This is a genomic window from Thiobacillus denitrificans (assembly GCF_001530125.1).
In the GTDB taxonomy this organism is placed as follows: Bacteria; Pseudomonadota; Gammaproteobacteria; order Burkholderiales; family Thiobacillaceae; genus Thiobacillus; species Thiobacillus denitrificans_C.
In genome coordinates, this window is record NZ_LDUG01000018.1 from 139,171 (window position 1) to 161,841 (window position 22,671).

Annotated in this window: 16 protein-coding genes; 3 read left to right on the plus strand and 13 right to left on the minus strand. The window is 62.2% G+C overall.

The window, feature by feature from the left end; all coding sequences use genetic code 11:
* Window positions 1-336 (plus strand): DUF1566 domain-containing protein (locus ABW22_RS05950; protein ID WP_157648565.1); only part of this gene is annotated, 336 nt, incomplete at its 5' end.
* A gap of 36 nt (window positions 337-372) precedes the next feature.
* Here the strand turns inward: ABW22_RS05950 and ABW22_RS05955 are convergent.
* The 3 genes from ABW22_RS05955 to ABW22_RS05970 all read right to left on the minus strand — a co-directional run bounded on the left by ABW22_RS05955 (window position 373) and on the right by ABW22_RS05970 (window position 2,309).
* Complete coding sequence (locus ABW22_RS05955) at window positions 373-762, minus strand: AF1514 family protein (RefSeq protein WP_059753179.1); 390 nt, start codon at window positions 760-762, stop codon at window positions 373-375.
* 534 nt (window positions 763-1,296) lie between these two features.
* On the minus strand, window positions 1,297-1,815 hold the full coding sequence (locus tag ABW22_RS05965) for a sodium:proline symporter (protein WP_237763248.1): 519 nt from the start codon (window positions 1,813-1,815) through the stop codon (window positions 1,297-1,299).
* Window positions 1,812-2,309 carry an SRPBCC family protein gene (locus ABW22_RS05970; protein ID WP_059753186.1) on the minus strand — a complete coding sequence of 166 codons (498 nt, stop codon included), beginning with the start codon at window positions 2,307-2,309 and terminating at the stop codon, window positions 1,812-1,814. Before ABW22_RS05970 ends, ABW22_RS05965 begins: the two co-directional genes overlap by 4 nt.
* 272 nt (window positions 2,310-2,581) lie before the next feature.
* On the opposite strand from ABW22_RS05970, the gene ABW22_RS05980 reads away from it, so the two are divergent.
* On the plus strand, window positions 2,582-2,950 hold the full coding sequence (locus ABW22_RS05980) for a TusE/DsrC/DsvC family sulfur relay protein (RefSeq protein ID WP_059753700.1): 369 nt from the start codon (window positions 2,582-2,584) through the stop codon (window positions 2,948-2,950).
* Between the two features lie 64 nt (window positions 2,951-3,014).
* Here the strand turns inward: ABW22_RS05980 and folE are convergent, their stop codons facing one another.
* A complete protein-coding gene (gene folE / locus ABW22_RS05985) occupies window positions 3,015-3,656 on the minus strand; it encodes a GTP cyclohydrolase I FolE (protein WP_059753191.1) in 642 nt (213 codons plus the stop codon).
* A gap of 426 nt (window positions 3,657-4,082) precedes the next feature.
* On the opposite strand from folE, the gene ABW22_RS05990 reads away from it, so the two are divergent.
* The gene (locus ABW22_RS05990; protein WP_082708604.1) at window positions 4,083-4,241 is read left to right on the plus strand and encodes a DUF3309 family protein; all 159 of its coding nucleotides are present in this window, start codon (window positions 4,083-4,085) and stop codon (window positions 4,239-4,241) included.
* Between the two features lie 86 nt (window positions 4,242-4,327).
* Here ABW22_RS05990 and ABW22_RS05995 read toward each other — a convergent pair whose 3' ends face one another.
* The 9 genes from ABW22_RS05995 to ABW22_RS06035 form a co-directional block, all read right to left on the minus strand.
* On the minus strand, window positions 4,328-5,014 hold the full coding sequence (locus ABW22_RS05995) for a hypothetical protein (protein WP_082708576.1): 687 nt from the start codon (window positions 5,012-5,014) through the stop codon (window positions 4,328-4,330).
* 146 nt (window positions 5,015-5,160) lie between these two features.
* The gene (locus tag ABW22_RS06000) at window positions 5,161-6,138 is read right to left on the minus strand and encodes a hypothetical protein (protein WP_059753197.1); all 978 of its coding nucleotides are present in this window, start codon (window positions 6,136-6,138) and stop codon (window positions 5,161-5,163) included.
* An 87-nt stretch (window positions 6,139-6,225) separates the two neighbouring features.
* Window positions 6,226-14,736, minus strand: a complete 8,511-nt coding sequence (locus tag ABW22_RS06005; protein ID WP_419184919.1) for a GH36-type glycosyl hydrolase domain-containing protein — start codon at window positions 14,734-14,736, stop codon at window positions 6,226-6,228.
* A gap of 642 nt (window positions 14,737-15,378) precedes the next feature.
* Window positions 15,379-16,122, minus strand: a complete 744-nt coding sequence (locus ABW22_RS06010; RefSeq protein ID WP_059753200.1) for a Crp/Fnr family transcriptional regulator — start codon at window positions 16,120-16,122, stop codon at window positions 15,379-15,381.
* A 24-nt stretch (window positions 16,123-16,146) separates the two neighbouring features.
* Entirely contained in the window at window positions 16,147-16,968 is an 822-nt protein-coding gene (locus ABW22_RS06015; protein ID WP_059753204.1) for a response regulator, read from the minus strand.
* A gap of 14 nt (window positions 16,969-16,982) precedes the next feature.
* Window positions 16,983-17,972, minus strand: coding sequence for a diguanylate cyclase domain-containing protein (locus ABW22_RS06020; RefSeq protein ID WP_059753207.1), 990 nt, complete (start codon window positions 17,970-17,972; stop codon window positions 16,983-16,985).
* Window positions 17,972-20,932, minus strand: coding sequence for an ATP-binding protein (locus tag ABW22_RS17615; protein ID WP_162264473.1), 2,961 nt, complete (start codon window positions 20,930-20,932; stop codon window positions 17,972-17,974). The genes ABW22_RS06020 and ABW22_RS17615 overlap by 1 nt, the downstream gene beginning before the upstream one ends.
* On the minus strand, window positions 20,929-21,609 hold the full coding sequence (locus ABW22_RS06030) for a PAS domain-containing protein (protein WP_237763250.1): 681 nt from the start codon (window positions 21,607-21,609) through the stop codon (window positions 20,929-20,931). The genes ABW22_RS17615 and ABW22_RS06030 overlap by 4 nt, the downstream gene beginning before the upstream one ends.
* Before the next feature lie 355 nt (window positions 21,610-21,964).
* Window positions 21,965-22,642, minus strand: a complete 678-nt coding sequence (locus ABW22_RS06035; RefSeq protein ID WP_059753209.1) for a YceH family protein — start codon at window positions 22,640-22,642, stop codon at window positions 21,965-21,967.
* Between the last annotated feature and the right edge of the window lie 29 nt (window positions 22,643-22,671).

A 22,671-nucleotide genomic window follows, 5' to 3' on the forward strand; every position in this document is an offset into this window, starting at 1 on the left:
TTGCTCTGGCACCGCAGCGCGAATCTCACCCCGCAACCGGTGGTCTGGCGCGAGGCGTTGGCAGCGGTGGCCAAGCTTAACCAGGCAGGCGAGGGCAGTGCCTGGCGGCTGCCCACCATCAACGAACTGGAATCGCTGGTGGATTGTGCCGCCCACAGCCCGGCCTTGCCGGCCGGGCATCCCTTCGCCGACGTGCTGGACATTTACTGGTCGTCCAGCACCAGCCTGTTCGAACCCGATTGGGCCTGGGCCCTGTACCTGGAAAAAGGCGCGACGGGCGTCGGACAAAAGCGGTTCGCCGAATTTTCGGTATGGGCCGTGGCAACGGTCGATTGAATGATGCCCATGCCAAGGACGAAAAACGGCGGGTGACTACCCACCCAAGCCACCACCCGGAAAGTATCCAAGGCGTTGCCGATCTTCTTCAGTACAAGCGTCATTCAGACACAGAAATTTTGTTCCATTGTCTTCAAGTGATGCGAGATTCGTATCGGGTTCGTCGAAGCACTCAGCGTCTGTAAAGATGAAGTGAAACGCATCGGCGACCTGCAGTTCCAGCATTCCTTCATTGCTTTCTCCATAAACATGCCAACGGTCCGCCGTCCCTCCAGGAATTGCGGGAGCGAACTTGCCAGTCCTGTCATCCTTCCAGGCGACGATCACGGGCTTCTTCAGTATCTCGTCGGCTTTCCCCACAGCCGTTAGGCGCGCCTGCGTAAAGTTCATAGGGGTATCTTGATCAGGTAATTTGATGGTCTGCATTTTTAGGCCTCTATAGATAAAGTAAATTTATGTTGCATGGCATTCACATGCTTTCACCCAACGCTCGTCACAAATACATTAGTACGCTGAAACTCCGACGAGTTCTGTGCGGCAGCATACGTGGCTATCGGGGTATGCCGTCAAGCGGAGTCCGCTGCCTTATGGATACGTACAAGGTCCCGCCGCTGGCGAACCTGCCGGCACGCCTGACGCGCTGCTGCTCTTTGCCAGCGCGCGCTTGGCGGCTGGCGCCGGCATTAGCGGCCGTACCTGCAACGGCATCGCGTGGAAGAGGTTCCCGGGCTTTGCGGATATCGTCTTAGAAGGCCTGTTGATTGGGAGAAATGGTGTGAACGTCGGGGTCGAAATCCAGTGTGCAGATCCAGTCGGCGCCTTGGCCGCAGGCGTTCGCCAGTGCCCCGCAAAGGCACTTGGGTTCCGGTGGCACCTGTTCGATAGGGGTTCCGGCTTTTCCATCGCGCATCGCTTCGACGTGATCGGGGGCGCCGACGGCGGCTGTGTTTATGCGCATCGTCAAACACTGTGCCTTCCTGGGCGCTGTGGGCCCCTCGCAAACAGCCGGTACCCTCCCGCCAGTGCAACGCCGAATACGAGATGGGTTATCAGGGTCACCCAGTCGCGAACCCCTGCGAACCAGGGGAACAGCAGCGTTAATCCATACAGATTGACTACGTATATGGCCAGACCGTATAGCGCGCCGGCAAACAGAGCCGACCCGTTGCGCAGACGACTGGCCAAGGGCGCCGCGATCAGGGCATAAACGACGGACAGAAGAAAGTGGATCAGCGTGGCGACCAGCAGGATATTCCATTGCGGCGTCGACGGCGGGGGGAGGACATCAATACCCATGACCAGTGCGGCGGTCAGGCGTGCATCGCGGAAAAGGGTTTCGGGGAGCGGCATTCCCGCCAGCCACCACAGGGCAATCTGTGCCAGTGTGGCAACCACACCGGCGCCGAGGCCGGCAACAAGTGCCATCACCGGATCAATACGTTCGTGCGCTGTTCTTGGCGGGACGGTTTCCGCCGTCATGCTTCTGCCATCAAGTCGATGCTTTCCTGGCTCAGCAGCGGCGCGTCGAGCAGGCCCGCGAGGCCTTCCGCGCCCTGCCGCATGAGGATCCCGTGGTTACGGATAAACATCGAGCGGGCAAACGGGGCGATCATATTCATCCACCACCGGGTGCTGCGGACATGCCACGCGTAATGGACGATGCTGACCGTGCCCTCGTTGCTGAAATGCCAGCAGCCGACCCCTTCGAGGTCGCCCTGGACGGCGCCTTCCATGGCCACCTGCTTTTCGATGCGGGTGGCGCGCACATCGAACACCATCCGGTAAGGCAATCGCCCCTGCCAGACATAGCGCAGGACGCTGTCGATCCCATCGGCATCACCGACCGCAACCTGCTCCACTTTCTGTATGCCCGGCCACCAGTCCGGCCAGTGCGGGGAATTGTGGATGGCTGCGTACACCGCCTCCAGCGGCGCTTCGATGCGCCAAATTGTCAGCAAGCGATATTCCGCCACGGTGTCTCCAAAGAAGGACTAAAGTGAATCAGCAGCCGCCGCCGCGAAGCAAACTGGTGATGAGGGCCGCCGCAGGCCATGGCGCAAGTTTGCCCAAGTTCAGTGTGCGCTGTCGTACAGACGCGTGTTTCCCCTTGAGTAAGCTTGCAAGCAAGGACATGCCAATGACACCTTGCCGGCATTCCCGGAAAGACACGCTGATCCTGACTTTGGCCGGAGGTTTGTCGCTGCCTGCCCGAGTTTGAGTAAACAAATTGAATAGGAGAATGATCATGAACGATGCAACTCAGGATTTTGAACGCCCCGGCTACGAAACCCGGCCCATTCCGGACTTCCCCCATGCCCCCTTCGACTGGTCCCGCGAGCAGGCCGAGGAAGTCGCCAAAACGGAAGGCCTGACGCTGACTGAAACGCGCTGGGAGGTCGTGCGTGCGTTGCAAGGGCTGTGTGCGCACCATGCGGAACCTGCCCTGAACGCGCGCGACCTGCACGATGCGCTCGATGAGCATTTCCATGGCGAAGGCGGCATCAAGTATCTCTACGAACTGTTCCCCGAGGGCCCCCTGGCCCAAGGCTGCCGGCTCGCCGGCCTGAAACCGCCGGCAGGCGCTCAGGACAAGGGCATGGGCAGCGCGGTCTAAGCACTCAGCATCCGGCAACAGGCGTCTCCGCCGCGCAAACCCTCCGTGGGCCTGCGCGGCGCGGTCACGTATTGCTCAGCGGTCCCGCGCCGGTCCGGCCGATCATCGCCAGAAACTCGCGCCGGGTCGAGCCATCCGAGCGGAAGACGCCCAGCATGCGGCTGGTCACCATGGCCGCGCCCGGCTTGTGCACGCCGCGCGTGGTCATGCACTGATGGGCCCCCTCGATCACCACCGCGACCCCTTTTGGCTGCAGCACGTCGTTCAGCGTATCGGCAATCTGCACCGTCATTCTTTCCTGGATCTGCAGGCGTTTGGCATAGATGTCGACCAGGCGCGCAAGCTTGGAAATGCCCACCACCCGGCGGTCGGGCAGGTAGGCGACGTGCGCCTTGCCGATGATGGGCACCATGTGGTGCTCGCAATGGCTTTCGAAGCGGATGTCGGTCATGACGATCATCTCGTCGTAGCCATCCACCTCGGAAAACGTGCGCGACAGGGTCTGCACCGGATCCTCGAGGTAGCCGGCGAAGAATTCCTCGTAGGCCCGCACCACGCGCGCCGGGGTGTCGAGCAGACCCTCGCGGGTCGGGTCGTCGCCTGCCCAGCGGATCAGGGTGCGTACCGCGTTTTCGGCATCGCTGCGGTCGGGGCGGGGCGACGGTTCGGATGATTGGGCGGGCGTGTCATGCGGTTCGGAAGCCATGCGGACGATCCTTTCGTATTCAAAAAAGAGGGTGTGAACGCGGCGGCGAGCCGAGCCCCCTTGAAGCCCATGTCGTCGTTGACGGACAGCCAACCATCCCGAACATGGACGTTCCTTTAATTTGTAGACTGTTCCTCGCCAGTCATCCTGTCTGTACGACAACGCACACCTATCAATAAGCGGACGCCTGGCACTGGCGTACAGACGGTTGTCGTCCTATGGTCTAGTTTTACAAGAAGGACATGGCGATGACTGCCGAAATAGGCGCTGGTCGCCGTTTAGCCTGGCAATGGGCCGCTTCCGCATGGGAGCAGCTGGTATCTGGTTGGAAGAAGGGTGCGGGCGCGCCGAGAGATGCGGCTTTGACGCGTTGCGAGCATGTGCTTGAACGCTGTGCCGCTACAACTCACTTTTGGGAGACATGACATGTCAATAGGAACAATTCTGCTGATCATTGTGGTTCTGCTTCTGATCGGCGCGATTCCTGCCTGGCCCCACAGCCGGGGATGGGGCTACGGCCCCAGCGGAGGTCTCGGGCTGGTGTTGCTGATCCTGCTTATTCTGTTTTTATTGGGCAAGATTTAGCGCGCGCATTAGCCGTGTTGGCACGAAAAGGCTGCAAGCACGGATCGCCTACCCCCAGGTGAAGCTGAAAATCAGCTCAGCTTGGGTTACCGATTGCGATCCCGATCCCGTCGCTGATCTTGATCCCGCCCCCGATCCCGCTGATCACGCCGTTGATCCTGATCTTGCCGCTGGTAGCGCTCCTGATAGTGCTCCCGCACGACGGGATCACGCGGCTGGTAACGGTAACGCTCCTGTTGAAGCTGACGCTGCTGCTCCACCTGCCGGGGATACTGACCCCTTGAATACTGCCGCTGGTAGGTGGGCAGCGGAGCAGGGGCGGGGGCGGCACGGCGGTCCCATTTATCCCAGCCGCTTCGATGCTGTTCCCAGTCACGGCCCCAGTGATTGCCCCAGCGTGGCGGCGCATCCGGCCGCCACCCACGGAAATAGGAAGGTGGCTGGCGGTAGTAGCGCACCGGAACACGCAGAACGTACACCGGGACGGCATATGGCTCCACAAACCACCACGGTCCGTTGTACCAGGAGCTGGCGTACCAGTTGTCACCCTGGAAAACCCAGTACATGCCGTCATAAAAGAAGTAGTTCGCCTGCATGCGTGGCGCGTAGTAGACCGGGTAGCCAGGCACGACAACGAGCTGCGGGTAGGCCGGCAGGTTGATCCCGATGCTGACGTGCGGCACCCCGATGCCGATGCTCACCTGAGCGGCAGAAGCCGCCAGTGGGGACATCAGCACCCCCAGCACAAAGATTACGTTGCGAATTTTCAGCATTATAACGTATCCCCGTTTACACAAAATTCAGGACATCCTCAGCCATAGCCATGGAAATGCGACACAAACGCTTGCTTTTCACATCGACTGTTCTTGCTCAGGCCTTTCATTGTGTATAGCACAGCAGGCGATCAGCTCCGCATGGGTTACCTGTTGTGATCCCGATCCCGCCGCTGATCTTGATCCCGATTGTGATCTCGATCCCGCGCTTGATCCCGTCTTTGCTCGTGGGTGGCGTCACTGCCTTGCGTTCTTTCATCCCGGTCCTGCAATCGGGGTGTCTGCTGCCTACGCGGATCCAATCCCGGCTGCGGCGGCCGGCTGCTATCTCGAACGTTCATGCCGCCCTCTCGTGGCGAGGCAGGGCCAGACCGCTGAACGTTTTCGCCGCCTCTTTGCGGTGACTGCGAGCGCGGGGCGCTTGGCCCCTCCTGCTGGCGTGGCGCAGGGCGCTGGATATCCTGCTGCCTGGAACTGCGATCTTCAGGCGCGCCCTGTCTACCCTGCTGGACCGGAGCGCTTTGCACGGCCCGCTCCTGGTAGCGCTCCTGATAGTGCTCCTGATAGTGCTTCCGCACGACGGGATCACGCGGCTGGTAACGGTAACGCTGTTGTTGAAGCTCACGCTGCTCCTCAACATGCCGGGGATAGCGATCCCCTGAATACTGCCGCTGGTAGGCGGGCAGCGGGGCAGGTGCAGGGACGGCGCGGCGGTCCCATTTGTCCCAGCCGCTTCGATGCTGTTCCCAGTCACGGCCCCAGTGATTGCTCCAGCGTGGCGGCGTATCCGGTCGCCACCCGCGGAAATAGGAAGGCGGCTGGCGGTAGTAGCGCACCGGAACACGCAGAACGTACACCGGGACGGCATACGGCTCCACAAACCACCAGGGTCCGTTGTACCAGGAACTCGCGTACCAGTTGTCACCCTGGAAAACCCAGTACATGCCGTCATAAAAGAAGTAGTTCGCCTGCATCCGTGGCGCGTAGTAGACCGGGTAGCCAGGCACGTGGACGAGTTGCGGGTAGGCCGGCAGGTTGATCCCGATGCTCACCTGAACAGCAGCAGACGCCATCGGGGACATCAGCATTCCCAGCACAATGAGTGCGTTGCGAATTTTCAGCATTTTGTGAACTCCAGTTCTAAGCAAAGCTGCTGTCATGATTGACAGCGGAATGCGACATCCATTCCATTTTTCACATACAGGCCGCCCTTAGCCCAGGTCCACCTCGACGTGGTGCTCCCGGCGGTCGTCGACCAGCGGAATGCGTGTGTCTGGACGTTCGGCGCCGTCCACCGTCACGCGGGTGACCTGCCCCGGTTGTTCGCCAATGCGCCTGACGGTGATGTGGTAGACCGTCTCGCGATAGCGGTAGTGGATTTTGTAGGAATCCCAATCGGCCGGGACACATGGCGCAATGCGCAGATGGTCCACTTCCAGTTGCAGGCCGAGCAAGGTTTCCACGGACAGCTGGTACATCCAGCCCGCCGCGCCGGTGTACCAGGTCCAGCCGCCGCGGCCGGTGTGCGGCGACACGCCATAGATGTCCGCGCACATGACGTAGGGCTCGACCTTGTAGCGCTCGATCGCCTCCGGCGTGCTGCCGTGATGGATGGGATTGAGCATGGCGAAAAATTCCCATGCGCGTTCGGTGTCGCCCATCATGGCAAACGCCATCGTGGTCCAGATCGCGGCATGGGTATATTGGCCGCCGTTCTCGCGCACGCCGGGGATGTAGCCCTTGATGTAGCCGGGCTCCAGGTCTGACTTGTCGAAGGGCGGGTCGAGCAGCTGGATGATCTGCTTGTCGCGTCGCACCAGGCGCTGGTCGACCGCCGTCATCGCCTGGCGGGCCCGCACCGGATCGCCGCCGTTGGAGATGACCGCCCAGCTCTGGCTGATCGAATCGATCTGGCATTCGTCGTTGGTGGACGAGCCCAGCGGGGTGCCATCGTCGAAATAGGCGCGCCGGTACCAGGCACCGTCCCAGGCCTGGGCCTCGATGTTGCTGCGCAGCAGCGATGCCTGAGCGCTGCACACGTCGGCAAAGGCCGCGTCGTCCCGGCCACGCGCCAGGCCGGCAAACAACTCAAGGTTCTCGACCAGGAACCACGCCAGCCAGACGCTCTCGCCCTTGCCATCCTTGCCGACCAGATTCATGCCGTCGTTCCAGTCGCCGCAGCCCATCAGCGGCAAATGATGGGCGCCAAAACGCAGGCCGTGCTTGAGGGCGCGCACGCAGTGCTCGTAGAGGCTGGCCGCTTCGGACGAGCGTTGCGGCTGGTCGTAGTAGGCCTCCTCTTCCGCATACAGCTCGCGCCCTTCCAGAAAATGGATGGTCTCGTCGAGCACGCCCGTGTCGCCGGTTGTCCGCACATAACGACAGGCCGCATAGGGCAGCCACAGATAGTCGTCGGAGAAATGGGTGCGCACGCCTTGTCCATGGGGCGGGTGCCACCAGTGCTGCACGTCGCCCTTGATGAACTGGCGCTCGGCGCAGCGGATCAACTGCTCGCGGGCGAGCCACGGCGTCGCATGGATCAGCGCCATGGTGTCCTGCAATTGATCGCGGAAGCCGTAGGCGCCGCCGGACTGGTAATAGCCGCTGCGGCCCCACAGCCTGCACGATATCGTTTGATAAACCAGCCAGCCGTTGGCCAGCACGTTGAGCGCAGGGTCGGGCGTGTCCACATTCACCGCGCCGAGGGTGCGGTTCCAGTGTTCCCACACCGTTTCCAGCGCCTGCCGCGCGCCTGCGCGTCCGCCGAATCGCTGGATGAAATGCCGCGCCTCGCCGGCGTCTCGGGCCGCGCCGAAGACGAACACGATCTCGCGTTCCTGCCCTGCGGCCAGTTCGATCCGGCTCTGGATCGCGGCGCACGGATCGAGGCCGGCGCCGGTCCTGCCCGACAGGCGCTTGCGGCGCATCGCCGCCGGGCTGGCCAGCGAGCCGTTGCGGCCGATGAACTCGGTGCGGTTTCCGCTCACCGACCGCTCGCGCTCGCTGACCTGGGCAAATACCACCCGATTGGCGCATTCGCGACCGTAGGCATTGCGGGCAAACAGCGCGCCGGTGTGCGGATCCGTTTCGGTGACGATGTGCATCAGATTGGCATGTCGCCACTCGCCGAGCACCAGCTCCCAATACCCGGTCAAGGACAGGCTGCGCGCGCGCTTCGAGTCATTGCGCAGCTTGACCACCACGAACTTCACCGGTGCGTCCATGGCGACGTAAGTGAACAGTTCTGAGGCGATGCCGGCTTCGTAATGCTCGAACACGCTGTAGCCAAACCCGTGCCGGCACACGTAGCCGGATTTTCCGCGGGCGGGCAACGGCGTCGGCGACCAGAACGCACCCGTTTCCTCGTCACGGAGGTAGAGCGCCTCGCCGCTGCTGTCGCAGAGCGGGTCGTTGTGCCACGTGGTCAGCCTGAACTCGTGCGCGTTTTCCGCCCAGGTATAGGCGCTGCCACTCTCGCTGACGACCGTGCCGATGTGCGGGCTGGCAATCACGTTGGCCCACGGCGCCGGCGTGGTCTGACCCGGTTCGAGGGTGACGACGTATTCGTGGCCGTCGGGCGTGAAGCCGCCGAGGCCGTTGCTGAAAATGCGCTCGCGCGCCGCCAGCGGATAAACCGGTTCGGTGGCCCCTTGCTGTACGGGCTCCAGCAGATCTGATGCACGCTCCGCCGACACGCGGCGTTCCACCTGCTCGATCAAGGTCTCGGCGGTATCGCTGAAGACGATGCGGGCGACCGTCTGCAGCAGAACGCGTTCGTCCTCGGAAAGCTCTTCGGCACGTCGCACGAAGACCCCGCCCGGTTTGTCGAGCACCTGCGCTTCGGGCCCTGCGTTGATCAGCCCCATGATCAGGTCTTGCAGCACCGCCCGGTAGCCCGAGAAATCCTCGTTCACGATCACCAGGTCGGCAATCAGACCCTTCATTCGCCAATAGGCATGCGCTTGCAGCACCTGCTTGACCCGGTCGATGCGGTTGAGGTCGCCGATGTGCAGCAGGACGATCGGCAGATCGCCCGAGATAGCAAAGCGCCACAGTCCGGACTGTCCCAGCTGGTTGCGGGCAATGACGCCGGGCGCGGCGCGGCGCAGGGCATTGCCGTAGATCACGGAGTTGGCCAGGCGACCATAGATCTGGGCATCGGCTTCGGTGACGTTGAGGTGGCGCAGCACCTCCTGGCTCTGGAACCAGGCCATCTCGAACGCGCGCTCGACGAAGTGGCGGTCGCAATATTTTTCAACCAGGGCCAATGCGGCCTCGCGCGTGTCCGCGACGCCGGAGATGATCTGCACGGTCGCCGATTCGTCGGGTGACAGGGTCAGGGTGCGGCGGATCGCCACGATGGGGTCGAGCACCGAGCCCTCGGTGTTCGACAAGGCAGGCGGGCTGTCGCCGCTGTCGAGCACCAGCGGGTTGGCCGCCGTGCGACCGCGTCCGATGAAGCGGGCGCGGTCGGTCTCAAAGGACGGTTCGTCAGCCGTGGCTCCCGGTGCTGCCAGTAGGTGAAACATCCAGGGCACCTGCTCACCCGGCGTGCGGGGACGCCGGGTACAGAGGATCGCCTGGCGCTCGGGCAGGATTTCGGTCTGCACGAACAGGTTGCTGAAGGAGCGGTGCGCCAGGTCAGCATTCAACGGCGCCAGCACCACTTCCGCGTAGCTCGTCACCTCGATGCGACGGCGCCGCGACGACTGGTTGGTGAGCGTGACCAGACGGATCTCGACGTCGTCTTCGGGGGACACGCTGATCTCGGTGTGCGCTTCGATCGCCTGATCGCGCCGCCGGTATTCGGCGCGCGCCTGCACGAAAATCGCCTCGTAGTGATCGGCACGGCGCAGGGTCGGTTGATGCGCAGTCGACCAATACTTTCCGTTGTCGCGGTCACGCAGGTAGATGAAGGTGCCCCAGCCATCGGCGGTGGCGTCTTCGCGCCAGCGGGTGACGGCGAGATCGCGCCAGCGGCTGTAACTGCCGCCGGCATGGGTCGCCATGACGTGGTAGCGACCGTTCGACAACAGGTGAACTTCAGGGATCGGCGTGTTCGGGTTGGTAAACACGCGCATGATCGTGCCGACGTCCGCGCTGGGGGGGCGGGCGGCGGCGCTCACTTCGGCGGCATGCGGGTGCAGGGTGGCGCCCTTCTTCGGCACCCGCTCCTGCAGCAACAATTCCGTCGCCCGCGCGAGCGGGTCGGACATGAAGCGGCGCTGCATCGGCTGGTCGAGCAAGACATGCGCAAAGGCCAGCAGGCTCATGCCCTGGTGATGCGCCATGAACGACCGCACGACGGCGTGAGGCTTGCCCCGCGGCACCCGCGAGGGCGTGTAATCGATTGCCTCGTAGAAGCCGTAGGCGCCCAGAAATCCATGATCGGCCAGCGTTTGCAGGTTGCGACATGCTTCCCGTGGCATCACCGTCAGCGCCAGTGCGCTGGCGTAGGGCGCGATTACCAGGTCGTCCCCCAGCCCGCGCTTGAAGCCGAGACCAGGCACACCGAACGCCCGGTATTGGTAGACCTGGTGCATGTCGGTGGCGTTGTAGCAGGACTCGGAAATCCCCCACGGCACCGCGCGTTGCCGGCCGTATTCGATCTGGCGCGACACCGCGGCCTTGCAGGTCTGCTCCAGCAGGGTGTTCGCGTAGCTCGGCATGATCAGCTGCGGCATCAGGTACTCGAACATCGAGCCGCTCCACGAAATCAGACTGACGTCGCTGCCATGACTGGTCAGCAGGCGACCGAGTGAGAACCAGTGCTTCTGTGGCACCTGTCCCTGCGCGATGAGCAGAAAACTAGCCAGGCGTGCTTCCGATGCCAGCAGGTCGTAGCAGGTCGGATCGCGGCGCCGTTCGCCGACGTCGTAGCCGATGGCCAGCAGACCGCACGCTGTGTCGTAGAGAAATTCAAAATCCATCGCTGCCAGTTCGCGGCAACGATTGATCAGATCATCGATGAGGTCGAGCCGCTCCACCGCGCCCTGATGTCGGGACACTGCTGCCGCGGATTCGCTGCCAAGTGCACCCGCGCCGGCCAGTTCCGCCAGTGTCGGGTTGGGGCTGAAGTGCCGCGGCTCGGGCACCAGGAATTCAATCTCATCCCGAAGGGCGCGGGATTGCTGGTCGAATGCCTGCGCCCAGTAAACCAGTTCGCCATCGATATCTGCCGGCAGCCATGCAGCCAGCTCTCCGCCGATGCGGTGAATCTCGTCCAGCGCGCCGCTGGCGGCAGCCAGCGTCTGCGGCGGGCCATCCAGCGTGAGTGCGCGCAGGGTGTCCTGCAGAAACTTGATCTGCTTCGCAAGATCCGGGGCGGGTGCGGCGGGCAGCTGTTCGGCCAGCACCTGCAGAGTGTCCTGCAGCCCCTGGAGCGCGCTGGGTGCCAGCACCGGCTGATGCTTCAGCTCGGCCAGCCCTGCCTGCAGGGTGAGCAGACTGCCGGCCAGGTTGCCGCTGTCCACCGACGAGACGTATTGCGGGTGCAGCGGTTGCAGCGTGCGCGTGTCGTACCAGTTGTAAAGGTGGCCGCGGTAGCGTTCCAGCTTTTCCATCGAGGCCAGAGTGTTGCCGATGCGCTGCAGGCCTTCCCCGGCCGTGATGTAACCGAAATCGACCGCAGCCAGATCGGCCAGCAGCGACATGCCGATGTTGGTGGGCGAGGTGCGCGAGGCGATGGCCGGCGCCGGGTATTCCTGGAAATTGTCGGGCGGCAGCCAGTTGTCGTCCGGACCGACGAAGTCCGCGAAGTAGCGCCAGGTACGCCGGGCCGATGCCCGCAGGAACGCCTCCTGATCACCGCTCAAGCCCGGGGTGGGGGCGGCCAGCGGCTGGCTGATCCACCAGCCGACGACGGGCGACAGCAGCCACAGCAGCAGGATGGGGGCAGCAACGAGCCACGCCGCCGGCTGGCTTGCCATGGCCAATGCCACGCCCAGTGCCACAGCAAGAACCGGCGCGATCCACATCTCCCTGAAAAATTCGGCCAGCGTGCGGCTTGCGTTGCGGCGTGCGTAGGCGGGCAGTTGCCACAGCAGCAGGCCGCGTCGCGTGAACAGCATGCGCACCCCCGAGCGCAGGATCGCGCCCAGGCAAATCAGCGCGTCGTAGGGCAAAAAGGCCAGGGTCAGCACGGCGAGCGCGATCGGGCGGCCGGCGGATTTGCTGGTCAGGCTCAGGTGTACCAGCCAATCGCGTTCTTCAGGTTTGCGGATGAGCTCGATCACGGTGGACAGCAGGGTGGGCAGCAGCACCACCGCCACTACCACCAAGGTCCAGACCCACACGGGTTCCGGGCCCTGCAGCCAGCTCCCGGCCAGCAAGACAAGCAGCGTCGGCGCTACCAGGCTGCGTCGCAGGTTGTCGAAAAGCTTCCACAGTGACAGGGCCGAGAGTGGGTTCGCTTGACGCTTCGCCTTCGCGCCATTCGGGCCAGGCGGCCCCGGCACGCGCGGCAGCAGCCAGCCGGCCAGCTGCCAGTCGCCACGTATCCAGCGGTGGCGCCGGCTGGCCTCGATGGCATAACTGGCCGGATGCTCTTCGATGAGGTCGACATCGGTCACCAGGGCCGACCGTGCATAGCCGCTTTCCAGCAAGTCGTGACTGAGGATGAGATTTTCCGGAAAGCGCCCGTCGACAGCCTGGCGAAACGCGTCTACGTCGTAGATGCCCTTGCCGATGAACGAGCCTTCGCCGAACACATCCTGGTAGACATCCGACACCTCGCGTGTGTAGGGGTCTAGCCCTGGGTCACCCGCAAACAGTTTGGTGAAGCGTGACTGGCCGGCACTGGTCAGGCTGATCGAGGCGCGCGGCTGCAGGATCGCGTAGCCTTCGACGATGCGGCCCTTGGCGGCATCGTAGACCGGCCGATTGAGCGGGTGGGCGAGATTGCCGACCAGGGTGCGTGCCGCATCACGCGGCAGTTGGGTGTCGGTATCCAGGGTGATGACGTACTGGATCGAGCCGAGGATGGACGGGTCGCCGACGATGTCCGAAAAGGCCGTTTGCGCCCCGCCCCTGAGCCGGGCATTGAACTGCTCCAGCTTGCCGCGCTTGCGCTCGTATCCCATCCACACCCGCTCGAACGGATTCCACACCCGCGGCCGGTGGAACAGATAGAAGATGCACGGACGATCCTCGCGGTAGGTCTCGTTGAGCGCCTCGACCGCGACGCGCGCGTGGGCGAGCAGGGCTGCGTCGTCCGGCAGCGTCTGCTCGGGCGCGTCGCGAAAATCGGTCAGCAGGGCAAAGAACAGATTGGGGTCGCGATTGCCGAGATAGCGAATTTCCATCGCTTCGAGCAGATCGTCAATGTCCTGCGGCCTTGCCAGCAGGGTGGGGACGATCACCATGGTGCGATGGCTGTCTGGGATTCCTTTGGAAAAGTCCAGTCGTGGCAACGCGCGCGGCGGCAGGGCGAGCGTGACCAGCAGGTTCACCAGCGAGATGGCCAGCGCCGAGGCGCCGATGACGAGGGGAAGCACAAACAACCAGACCCGCCAGTCACCCGAATCGAACCCGCCGAAAACGCGCAGAACGGCCCATGTCGCAAGGAGCGTGAGCAGCAGGATGGGGCCGAGATACAGAGGCAGGCGGAGATGCCGGCTCACCCGGCTGACCCGGGACTTCCACGACGGCCGGTAGCCGACCGCACGCTCCAGGTGTTGTCGTCCCCGATCGATCAAGTAGTAGCCGACATGCGCGCTGCGGTCGTGAATCCCCCGCTGCGCGGCAGTCGCCTGTGCAAGCGCGATGGCTTCGCGTGCCACCGCCATTTCGCTCGTCGCGCTGCGGCGCGCCACGTCCTCGATGACATGACGGTAGCGGTCGCGGGTGGCGAAATCCTGGCTGGCGTACATCGCCCTTGGGTCTTCGCGCAGGGTCTGTTCGACAACGCTGAGCGACTCGACGTACTGCGTCCAGTCCATGGTGCCGATGAAGCGCAGGCTGCCGATGCTGTTGGCGATGGAGATCTGGTTGGCCGCGGCTGTGCGGCCGGCTGCCTCCGATAACGCGGTTGCGGTCACCCCCTGTTCGAGCAGCTTTTGCTCGACCCAGGTTTGCACGAAGGCCATGGCGGGCCCCTGCGCCTGGAGCCGGTCGTAAAATTCCTCCACAAACGGGGCGGTCAGCGGCACATCGGCATGGGCAAACTCGGCCAGCAACTGGATCAGCTGTTTCGGTTCGCTTTCGGCCGTGGCGAGCATGCGGTCCGCCCAGATGATGGCCACATCGCGCTCCTCGCGCCGCTGGGCGATACGCACCCCGACGCGGCGCAGGTTCTCCAGCAGCGCCAGTTGCAGCATGATCGGGAAAGCCCACAATTCGCCCAGCTTCAACGGTTCGACGGTCTGGTAGGCGGCGATGAACGGGGTGGCGTTGTCGCTGTCGACGCGACCGTCCATGTGGGAGATCAATTCCAGCGCCAGGTCGTAGATGCGAGGGAAGCCGGCTGACATGCCATCGGCCAGTCGTGGCAACTGCCGGCTGTAGCCGCGCGGCAGATGCCGACGCGCCAGTGTGATCTGCTGCTCGATCAGGTAGAAATTGTCGAGCAGCCAGGCCTCTGCCGGCACAATCCGTTGTCCTTGCGTGGCGGCGGCGGTGACGACGTCATACGCCGCCAGCAGAACCCGCGCATTGTCCGCCAGCCGTGGCAGCAGGCTGTCCGGCCCCGGACGCGGATCGACTCGATGCTGGCCCGCCAGCATGACCGCGTGACGCTTCAATTGCTCGATGCTGAACAACTCCGAGCGCAGCAACTCGGTATCCCGGTCGTGACGCAGCGCATTCCGTGTGCGCGAAGAAAATCCGAACTCTTTGATGGCTATGTCATGCTCCTTGTTCGAACTTTTGATGGTCAACGCAGCCTTGGCCTTGTGAACGGTATTTGCCGAAAACGCATCCCACTGCTTGCGGACCCTCAGCCTTTATCGGCTGATTGGTCACAATTATTTGTATGCTGTTTTGGCAGGAATTGAGGTCATCAAGGTGAAAATGAACAGTGGAACGATCGGGCGGTCGTGTGCTGCACTTAGGCATAGAGCCGCCCTTGGCCAGCACCTAGCAGCATAGAACAATTCCCGGGCCGTTACAGGCGTCGACCTTGTATGCGGTATGACACGCAGCAAGATCACCACGAGCGTGATGTGCCAGAAAGAGGTGAATGAGTCCGGCCGGGGTGTACTGAGCCCAACTTTATGGAGAACCGCCTTCGCCGTCTGTTTGTTGACGCACATGGCGGGCATTCGGTTGCTGCGCATCCACCCACTTGATCATGTCCCTGCACTACTTCATGCAGGATGCGTATCGGCCGAAGCTGAGAAGCTGAATAACACACTGGTTGGAGGTGGTTATTGGACGGTAGCCGCAATGTCCTGGCCAGACCGCACATCGGGCAGCAGGCGGCTCAATTCCTTCTTGACCACGGCGTAGCATTCGCACGCGTGGGTCTCCAGCCCGGCCCGGTCAAGCACTGCAATGTGGCCGCGGCGGTAACTGATCAAGCCGGCGCGCTGCAATTTCCCGGCTGCCTCCGTGATACCTTCGCGGCGCACGCCGAGCATGCTGGCGACCAATTCCTGGGTCATGACCAACTCATTCGACGGCAATCGATCGAGCGTCAGCAACAGCCAGCGGCACAGCTGCTGCTCGATTGAATGGTGCCGATTGCAGGCCGCGGCCTGCATCATTTGCGTGATCAGCGCCTGGGTGTAGCGCAGCAACAAGCGCTGCATCAAGCCGGCGCGATTGAATTCCTGCAACAGCTTGCTGCGCTCCAGCCGGTAGGCATGGCCCGCGGTCTGCACCACGGCCGAGCTGGGGGTGGTATTGCCGCCCGTGAACAGCGCAATACCGACTACGCCTTCATTGCCCACCCCCACGGATTCGGCCGATGCGCCAGACGCCATGACATAGTGCAGCGACACGATGGCGGTGGTGGGGAAATAGGCGTGCTGCAACTGTCCGCCGGGTTCGTAGAGGACTTCTCCGAGCGCCAGCGGAACCCGTTCCAGAAGCGCAGCCAAGGGCTCGAATTCTGCCGGGGTCAGTGCGGCGAGAAGTTGGTTCTGATTCGGACTATGGGGTGATGGCATAGGTAATCGTCGAGATAGTGTGTTCTATTTCTTGGCGGTGAGTTTCACGCCGACTCCGCGGTAGCCGATGAAGCGGGAGGACTGGTTGAACATCGGCTCCCCGCTCACCCGAAACGTTTGTTGCGAGCCATCGGCATTGACGCGGCTGAAGGCGAAATCCAGGAAGGGCTGCCGTGCGGCGATCTTGGCCTGCAGCAGTTTCCGCTCCGCCTCGTTCCAGCCTGCGGCCTGACCGCCGCCCGGTTCTCCCGCCGGGGCGTCGACCTGGATGCCGAGCATCTCCAGGACCGGGCCGGAAACCCGGGTGAAGTTCATGTTCTCGTCCTGCTCCCAGTACCAATCGGAGGCCAGTTCGGTCAGGCTGCGATAGCGGGCTTCGCTTTCGCGCAGTTCGGCGGTCCGTTCCTGCACCGTCTGTTCCAGCACCTTGCTGTAATGCTCGAGTTTTTTGTACAGCAGCCGCACTTCCAGCATGTTGTGGATGCGCGTCTTGGCTTCGACCAGATCGAACGGCTTGCTGATGAAGTCCTTGGCACCGGCTTGCAAGGCGCGCAGCTTGTGGTCTGGTTGGGCGGTGATCACGAGGACCGGCAGGTAGTCGTCCGCAGCGTTTTCCTTGAGGCCTTCCATCACCTGGAATCCATCCATGCCGGGCATCTGCAGGTCGAGCAGGATCAGGTCGTTGCGGTTCTTGCGATGCAGCGTGCAGACCTCGTACGGATCCGTCGTTGACGTAAGGTTTCGATAACCGGCTTCACGCAGCATTTGCTCCAGCAGTTGCACGTTGGCTTCCTGATCGTCCACGATCAAGATGTTGGCATTAAGAATATCGGTGCTACTTACCATAAAATTTGCTTCCTTCATTTGCATCGAGGCCTGTCCATCGGGGCAGCTTGGGTCAATGCCATCGCCAACAGGTCGGTGTGCGCGGCGATGCGGTAGTCGTTTTTGCCTGCACGCTTGGCTTCATACAAGGCGAGATCCGCGCTCTTCATCAGCGTCTCCACGTCCTTGCCATGCAGGGGATAAATGCCGACGCCGATGCTGGCGGTGATGTTCACGTCGCGGCCTTGAATGAGATAGGGCTGTGATACGGCCTGGATCACTTTCGACGCCAGCGTGGCCACACCGTCGGCATGATTCAGTTCCCACAATCCGATCACGAATTCGTCGCCCCCCACGCGCGCCACCGTGTCCTCCTGGCGCACCGCCGCCACCAAGCGATCGGCGACCAGGCTCAGCAGCGTGTCGCCCGCATCGTGGCCCAGGGTATCGTTGATCTGCTTGAATCCGTCCAGATCCAGGAACATGACCGCCATCGTGCTTGTGTTCCTGCCCGCGTGGGCGATGGCCAACGAAAGCCTGTCCATCAAAAGCCGCCTGTTCGGCAGCCCGGTCAGCGCGTCATGCAGCGCCTGGGATTCCAGCGCACGGCTGTACTGCTCGAGCTGCCTGTACAGCAAGCGCACTTCCAGCATGTTGTGAATGCGCGTCTTGACTTCGATCAGGTCAAACGGTTTGGCCACGAAGTCCTTCGCACCGGAGGCCAGCGCCCGCAGCTTGTGGCCCGGTTGGGCCGTAATCACGAGTACGGGAAGGTAGCCATCGGTTTCGATTTCCTTCAGGCTTTCCATTATCTGGAATCCATCCATGCCGGGCATCTGCAGATCGAGCAGAATCAGGTCGTATCGGTTGTCGCGATGCAGCGCGCAGACGGCATGCGGATCCATCGTCGACGCAATGCACCGATAGCCGACTTCACGCAGCATTTGCTCCAGCAGCAGCACATTGGTTGCCTGATCGTCCACGATCAGAATACTGGCATTGAGAATATCGGCGGGACTAATCATCACAGGGATCTCGGGTTATTTGCGCCGTCTAATCCTGTTTCCGCAAGTTCCAGCGCCAAGAACAGCGCATCCATGAACTCGTTGACTTTGATCGGCTTGGTGAGATAGTGGAAGAATCCTGCCTCCAGGCCTTTCGTGATGTCCTGTGGCATGGCATTGGCACTGATGGCAATCACCGGGATGTGCGCCGTTACCGGATCTTCACGCAGGATTTTCAGCGCTTGGATACCGCTGATGCCAGGCAGATTGATGTCCATCAGGATCACCTCCGGCTGATGGATGCGCGCCAGCGCGATGCCGCGCAAGCCATCCCCCGCACTCAACAAGCGCATATCGGGACGACGCTCGATGAGTTGCTCGACCAACTGCATGTTTGCCCGGTTGTCTTCTACATACAGTAGGGTGCGCAGCACTGCGCCACGCTGAACACGTGCTTGAGCCAGCGCATGCGGCTCGTCTGCTGTACCGGCGGCAAGTTGTGGTGCGATCGCCGAGTTCAGCTCGATCCAGAACACACTGCCCACCCCGACGGTGCTTTCCGCGCCGATTTCGCCCCCCATCAATTCGACCAGCCGCTTGCTCACCACCAGGCCGATGCCGGTGCCTTCCTCGGCGCTGTCCTCTTGTCCGAGACGATTGAACGGCTGGAACAGTTGTGCGAGTTTTTCTGGGGGCAATCCTTCGCCGGTATCCTGAATACTGATACGTATGCGCTCCCCTGTGCACGCGCTGCACGTCACTTCGACCGTTCCCCCCGCGCGGTTGTATTTGATCGCGTTGGAAAGCAGATTGATGAGAACCTGCTTCACCCGGGTCCGATCCGCATTGACAAAGTAAGGGGTATCTAACTGAGGAAAGCTCATGCGGATGCCATTTTTTTGCGCCTGCGGTTCGATCATGGATTGGCAATCGAGCAGCACTTCGGATAGCAACATGGGTTCCAGCGACAGCGACAGCTTGCCGGACTCGATCAACGCGAGATCGAGGATTTCGTTAATCAACTCCAGCAGATACCATCCCGCCTGGAGAATCTGGTCGATGCTAGCCTTTTGGGTGGGCGTTGGCAGCGGCAAACCCGACTCCATTAATTGGGCGAAACCGAGGATTGCATTGAGCGAGGAGCGCAACTCATGGCTCATGCTGGAAAGGAAATCCGATTTCGCGAGGTTGGCTTTTTCCGCCGCGGACTTGGCGCTCTCCAGCTCGACGTTTGTCTGCTGCAACTCCTCTCCCTGGGTTTGCATCTCCACCGTCATTTTTTGCGACTGTTGCAGCAGTGCTTCGGTGCGCGAGTTGGCCTCGATGGTATTGAGTACGATGCCGATGTTCTCGGTGAGCTGTTCCAGGAAGGCGAGATGGATGGGGCTGAAATGCTCGAAGGACGCCAACTCGATGACGGCTTTAGTCATCCCTTCGAACATCACCGGCAGCACCACGACGTTCATGGGCGTAGCTTCCCCAAGGCCGGAGTTGATCTGCACATAGTCGCTCGGCACGTTGGTAAGCAGGATGCGCTTCTTCTGCAGAGCGCACTCGCCGACCAGGCTTTCTCCCAGACGGAATTGCTTCGGCAGATTCCCGCGCTCCTTGTAGGCATAGCTCGCCTGGAGGCCAAGACGAGCGTCGTCCTTTTCCCCTTCCATGCTGTAAAACACGCCGTGCTGGGCCTTCACCAGCGGTGCCAACTCGGACAGGATGAGCTTGCACAACGTCAGTATTTCGCGCTGGCCCTGCAACAGGCGCGTGAATCGTGCCAGGTTGGTCTTGAGCCAGTCCTGTTCGGTGTTCTTGTCGGTGGTGTCCTTGAGGCTGCGGATCATTGCATTGATGTTGTCGGTCAAGTCATTCCAGATGCCGGCCACGCCCACTACTTGCGCCTGGCCGCCGAGTTTGCCCTCGGTGCCTACTTCGCGTGCCACCCGCGTCACCTCCCCGGCAAATGCGCCGAGCTGGACGACCATGGTGTTGACGGTGTTCTTCAACGCCAACATCTCGCCCTTCGCATCCACCGTGATCTTCTTCGACATATCGCCGTTGACGACTGCAGTCGAGATCACCGCAATATTGCGCACCTGGTTGGTCAGGTTGGCGGCCATCAGGTTGACGTTGACGGTGAGGTCATTCCAGATGCCGGCCACGCCCACTACCTGCGCCTGACCGCCGAGCTTGCCCTCGGTACCTACCTCGCGCGCCACCCGCGTCACCTCCCCGGCGAACGCGCCGAGTTGGTCCACCATGGTGTTGACGGTGTTCTTCAACGCCAACAGCTCGCCCTTCGCATCCACCGTGATCTTCTGCGACAGATCGCCGCTGACGACTGCAGCCGTGATCATCGCAATATTGCGCACCTGGTTGGTCAGGTTGGCGGCCATCAGGTTGACGTTGACGGTGAGGTCATTCCAGATGCCGGCCACGCCCACTACCTGCGCCTGGCCGCCGAGCTTGCCCTCGGTGCCCACTTCGCGCGCCACCCGCGTCACCTCCCCGGCGAACGCGCCGAGCTGGTCCACCATGGTGTTGACGATTTTGGCGGTGCGCATAAATTCGCCCTGAATCGGCTTGCCGTCCACTTCCACGTCCATCTTCTGGATCATATCCCCCTTGGCCACCGCACCGATCACGCGCGCCATTTCCGTGCTGGGCCAGACGAGATCCGAAATCAGCGTATTGACCGACTCGATCTGGCGCGCCCATGCGCCGCCGACAGATCCCAACGGAATGCGCGTCGCCAGCTGCCCTTCCTTGCCCACCACCTTGCTGATGTGGTTGATGCCGAGGGATGTTTTGTCGTTCAGCGCAATGATGTCGTTGAGCGTGTCGGCGATCTTGCCGTCGATGCCGATCCAGTCCAGCGGCATGCGCGCCGAAAAGTCCCCTGTTTTAACCGCCGTCAAGACGCTCAATAACAGTTTGGGGTCAAGTTTTCCCCGCGATGCTTGTCCTTCGGTTACCACTTTCATTTTTGGTCCTCTCTTGTGGATCGCAAGGATTCTGTCGCATTAAGTGCCGTGCACAGGAAGAGCTTGTTCATCACTTTAGCGGTCGCGTAGCCCAGCATGCGCTCCGCGACGACATTGAAGATTTGAATCACGCCCTTCGCGTCAGTGGCGATACTCGAGAAATTGGCGCTGTTGAAAATTGCGCTCTGCAGAGCCCCTGCCTTGAGCTCGGTGCCGATCAGCAGATAGCCGATAATCGCATCTTGATCGTTGCGTAGTGCCGTGACCGACACCACTGCCGGAAAGCGGCTGCCATCCTTGCGGATGTAGGTCAGTTCATAGATATCCTCGATGCCGCGTGAGGCCTTGAACACCAATGCCTCGAAGCCCGGCGTAATCGGGGTTCCGAGCTCGATGCTCAACGACTTGGCACGGGCGATCACTTCCTGCGGATCGGAAATATCGGCAGGCGTGATCTTGTTCATCACTTCGGCGGCGGTGTAGCCCAACATACGCTCGGCGCCGACGTTGAAAATCTGGATGACGCCCTTCGCGTCGGTGGCGATACTCGAAAAATTGGCGCTGTTGAAAATCGCGCTCTGCAACGCCCCCGTTTTGAGCAAGGCCTTCTGGCGCCGCACTTCAGCGATGTCCTTCGCCTTGCCGGCAGGGGTGGGGCCGTTTCCTGTTTTTGACATGGTTGATTTCCGTGAGAAGCGTGCAACGACCCGGAGGAGGGTTGCGCTTGCCGGGCCGGCAACAGAGCGTTGCGGCCTCCACCGTCGGAAAAAAACGTCACCTCAGCCGAGGCGAAGTGTGGATCATCACGGTCTTTCCGAAGGATGTCTGTGTACCGGTGGCACACAAGCCTGTTGATAGTACTCGGCTTTGCCCCCTCGGGGGGGGCGGATCAAGTAAATGCCTGATGGGATCGAAACCTGCCGTTCCACCGGCGTTGCGTCGGATGCCAAGCTGCGAAGTGTCCATCCCGGGGAAGCCGTCCGCCCTGGGTCCGCATCCGGCATCTGGATTTCACCGCCACCGCTTCACCCGTCAGCCCGACACCCCGAGCGCTGCGCAAAGCTTGCCCACCAGGCCCTTCAACGCGATGACCTCTTCCTCCAGCCTTGCCACGTTGGCTTTAAGCGCGGCGATCTCGCCCACGCTGATGTCGGCCGCGGGTTCGTTCGCCGAGGGCGCTGTGGACAGGGTTTCCTCGATGGCTGGCGTACCGCTGAGCAGGTGGGCCCAGCGCTTCTCGCGCGAGCCGGGCTGGCGGGGGAGTTCGACCACTATGGCGCCTTCGGGCCGTTCGGTCAGTTCCTGCAGAAAGCCTTCCACCGCGGAGATGTCGGCGAACCGGTGCAGGCGCTCGCTGTTGGTGCGCAGTTCACCCGCGGTCTGCGGGCCGCGCAGCATGAGCGCGGTGAGCAGGGCGATGGACTGCGAAGGCAGACGCAGGGCCCGTTCCATGTTGTGGGCATAGCGGGTGACGCGGCCACCGCTGGTTTCGATGATCAGGGCCGGGCCCTTGAGGCTGTCGATGGCGGACAGCACGTCGGCCTCGCTTGCTTCGATGATGGGATGGCGGCTGGTCTTCTGGTTGCAGCCGGCCACCAGGGCGTTGAGAGACAGCGGGTAGGTGTCGGGCACGGTGTGCTGCTTCTCGCTGAGCACGCCGAGGACGCGGGTTTCGAGCAGGGACAGGACGGGCAGGCGAGGGGCGGTCATGGCGGTGCTTCGTTGTGCGAATGGGCGGG

Bases quoted from the DNA above. Each gene is read 5' to 3' on its own strand.
- ABW22_RS05955 (WP_059753179.1), bottom strand. From the start codon at position 762: ATGCAGACCATCAAATTACCTGATCAAGATACCCCTATGAACTTTACG.
- ABW22_RS05965 (WP_237763248.1), bottom strand. From the start codon at position 1,815: ATGACGGCGGAAACCGTCCCGCCAAGAACAGCGCACGAACGTATTGAT.
- ABW22_RS05980 (WP_059753700.1), top strand. From the start codon at position 2,582: ATGAACGATGCAACTCAGGATTTTGAACGCCCCGGCTACGAAACCCGG.
- folE (WP_059753191.1), bottom strand. From the start codon at position 3,656: ATGGCTTCCGAACCGCATGACACGCCCGCCCAATCATCCGAACCGTCG.
- ABW22_RS05990 (WP_082708604.1), top strand. From the start codon at position 4,083: ATGTCAATAGGAACAATTCTGCTGATCATTGTGGTTCTGCTTCTGATC.
- ABW22_RS05995 (WP_082708576.1), bottom strand. From the start codon at position 5,014: ATGCTGAAAATTCGCAACGTAATCTTTGTGCTGGGGGTGCTGATGTCC.
- ABW22_RS06000 (WP_059753197.1), bottom strand. From the start codon at position 6,138: ATGCTGAAAATTCGCAACGCACTCATTGTGCTGGGAATGCTGATGTCC.
- ABW22_RS06005 (WP_419184919.1), bottom strand. From the start codon at position 14,736: ATGCTGGCGGGCCAGCATCGAGTCGATCCGCGTCCGGGGCCGGACAGC.
- ABW22_RS06010 (WP_059753200.1), bottom strand. From the start codon at position 16,122: ATGCCATCACCCCATAGTCCGAATCAGAACCAACTTCTCGCCGCACTG.
- ABW22_RS06015 (WP_059753204.1), bottom strand. From the start codon at position 16,968: ATGGTAAGTAGCACCGATATTCTTAATGCCAACATCTTGATCGTGGAC.
- ABW22_RS06020 (WP_059753207.1), bottom strand. From the start codon at position 17,972: ATGATTAGTCCCGCCGATATTCTCAATGCCAGTATTCTGATCGTGGAC.
- ABW22_RS17615 (WP_162264473.1), bottom strand. From the start codon at position 20,932: ATGAAAGTGGTAACCGAAGGACAAGCATCGCGGGGAAAACTTGACCCC.
- ABW22_RS06030 (WP_237763250.1), bottom strand. From the start codon at position 21,609: ATGTCAAAAACAGGAAACGGCCCCACCCCTGCCGGCAAGGCGAAGGAC.
- ABW22_RS06035 (WP_059753209.1), bottom strand. From the start codon at position 22,642: ATGACCGCCCCTCGCCTGCCCGTCCTGTCCCTGCTCGAAACCCGCGTC.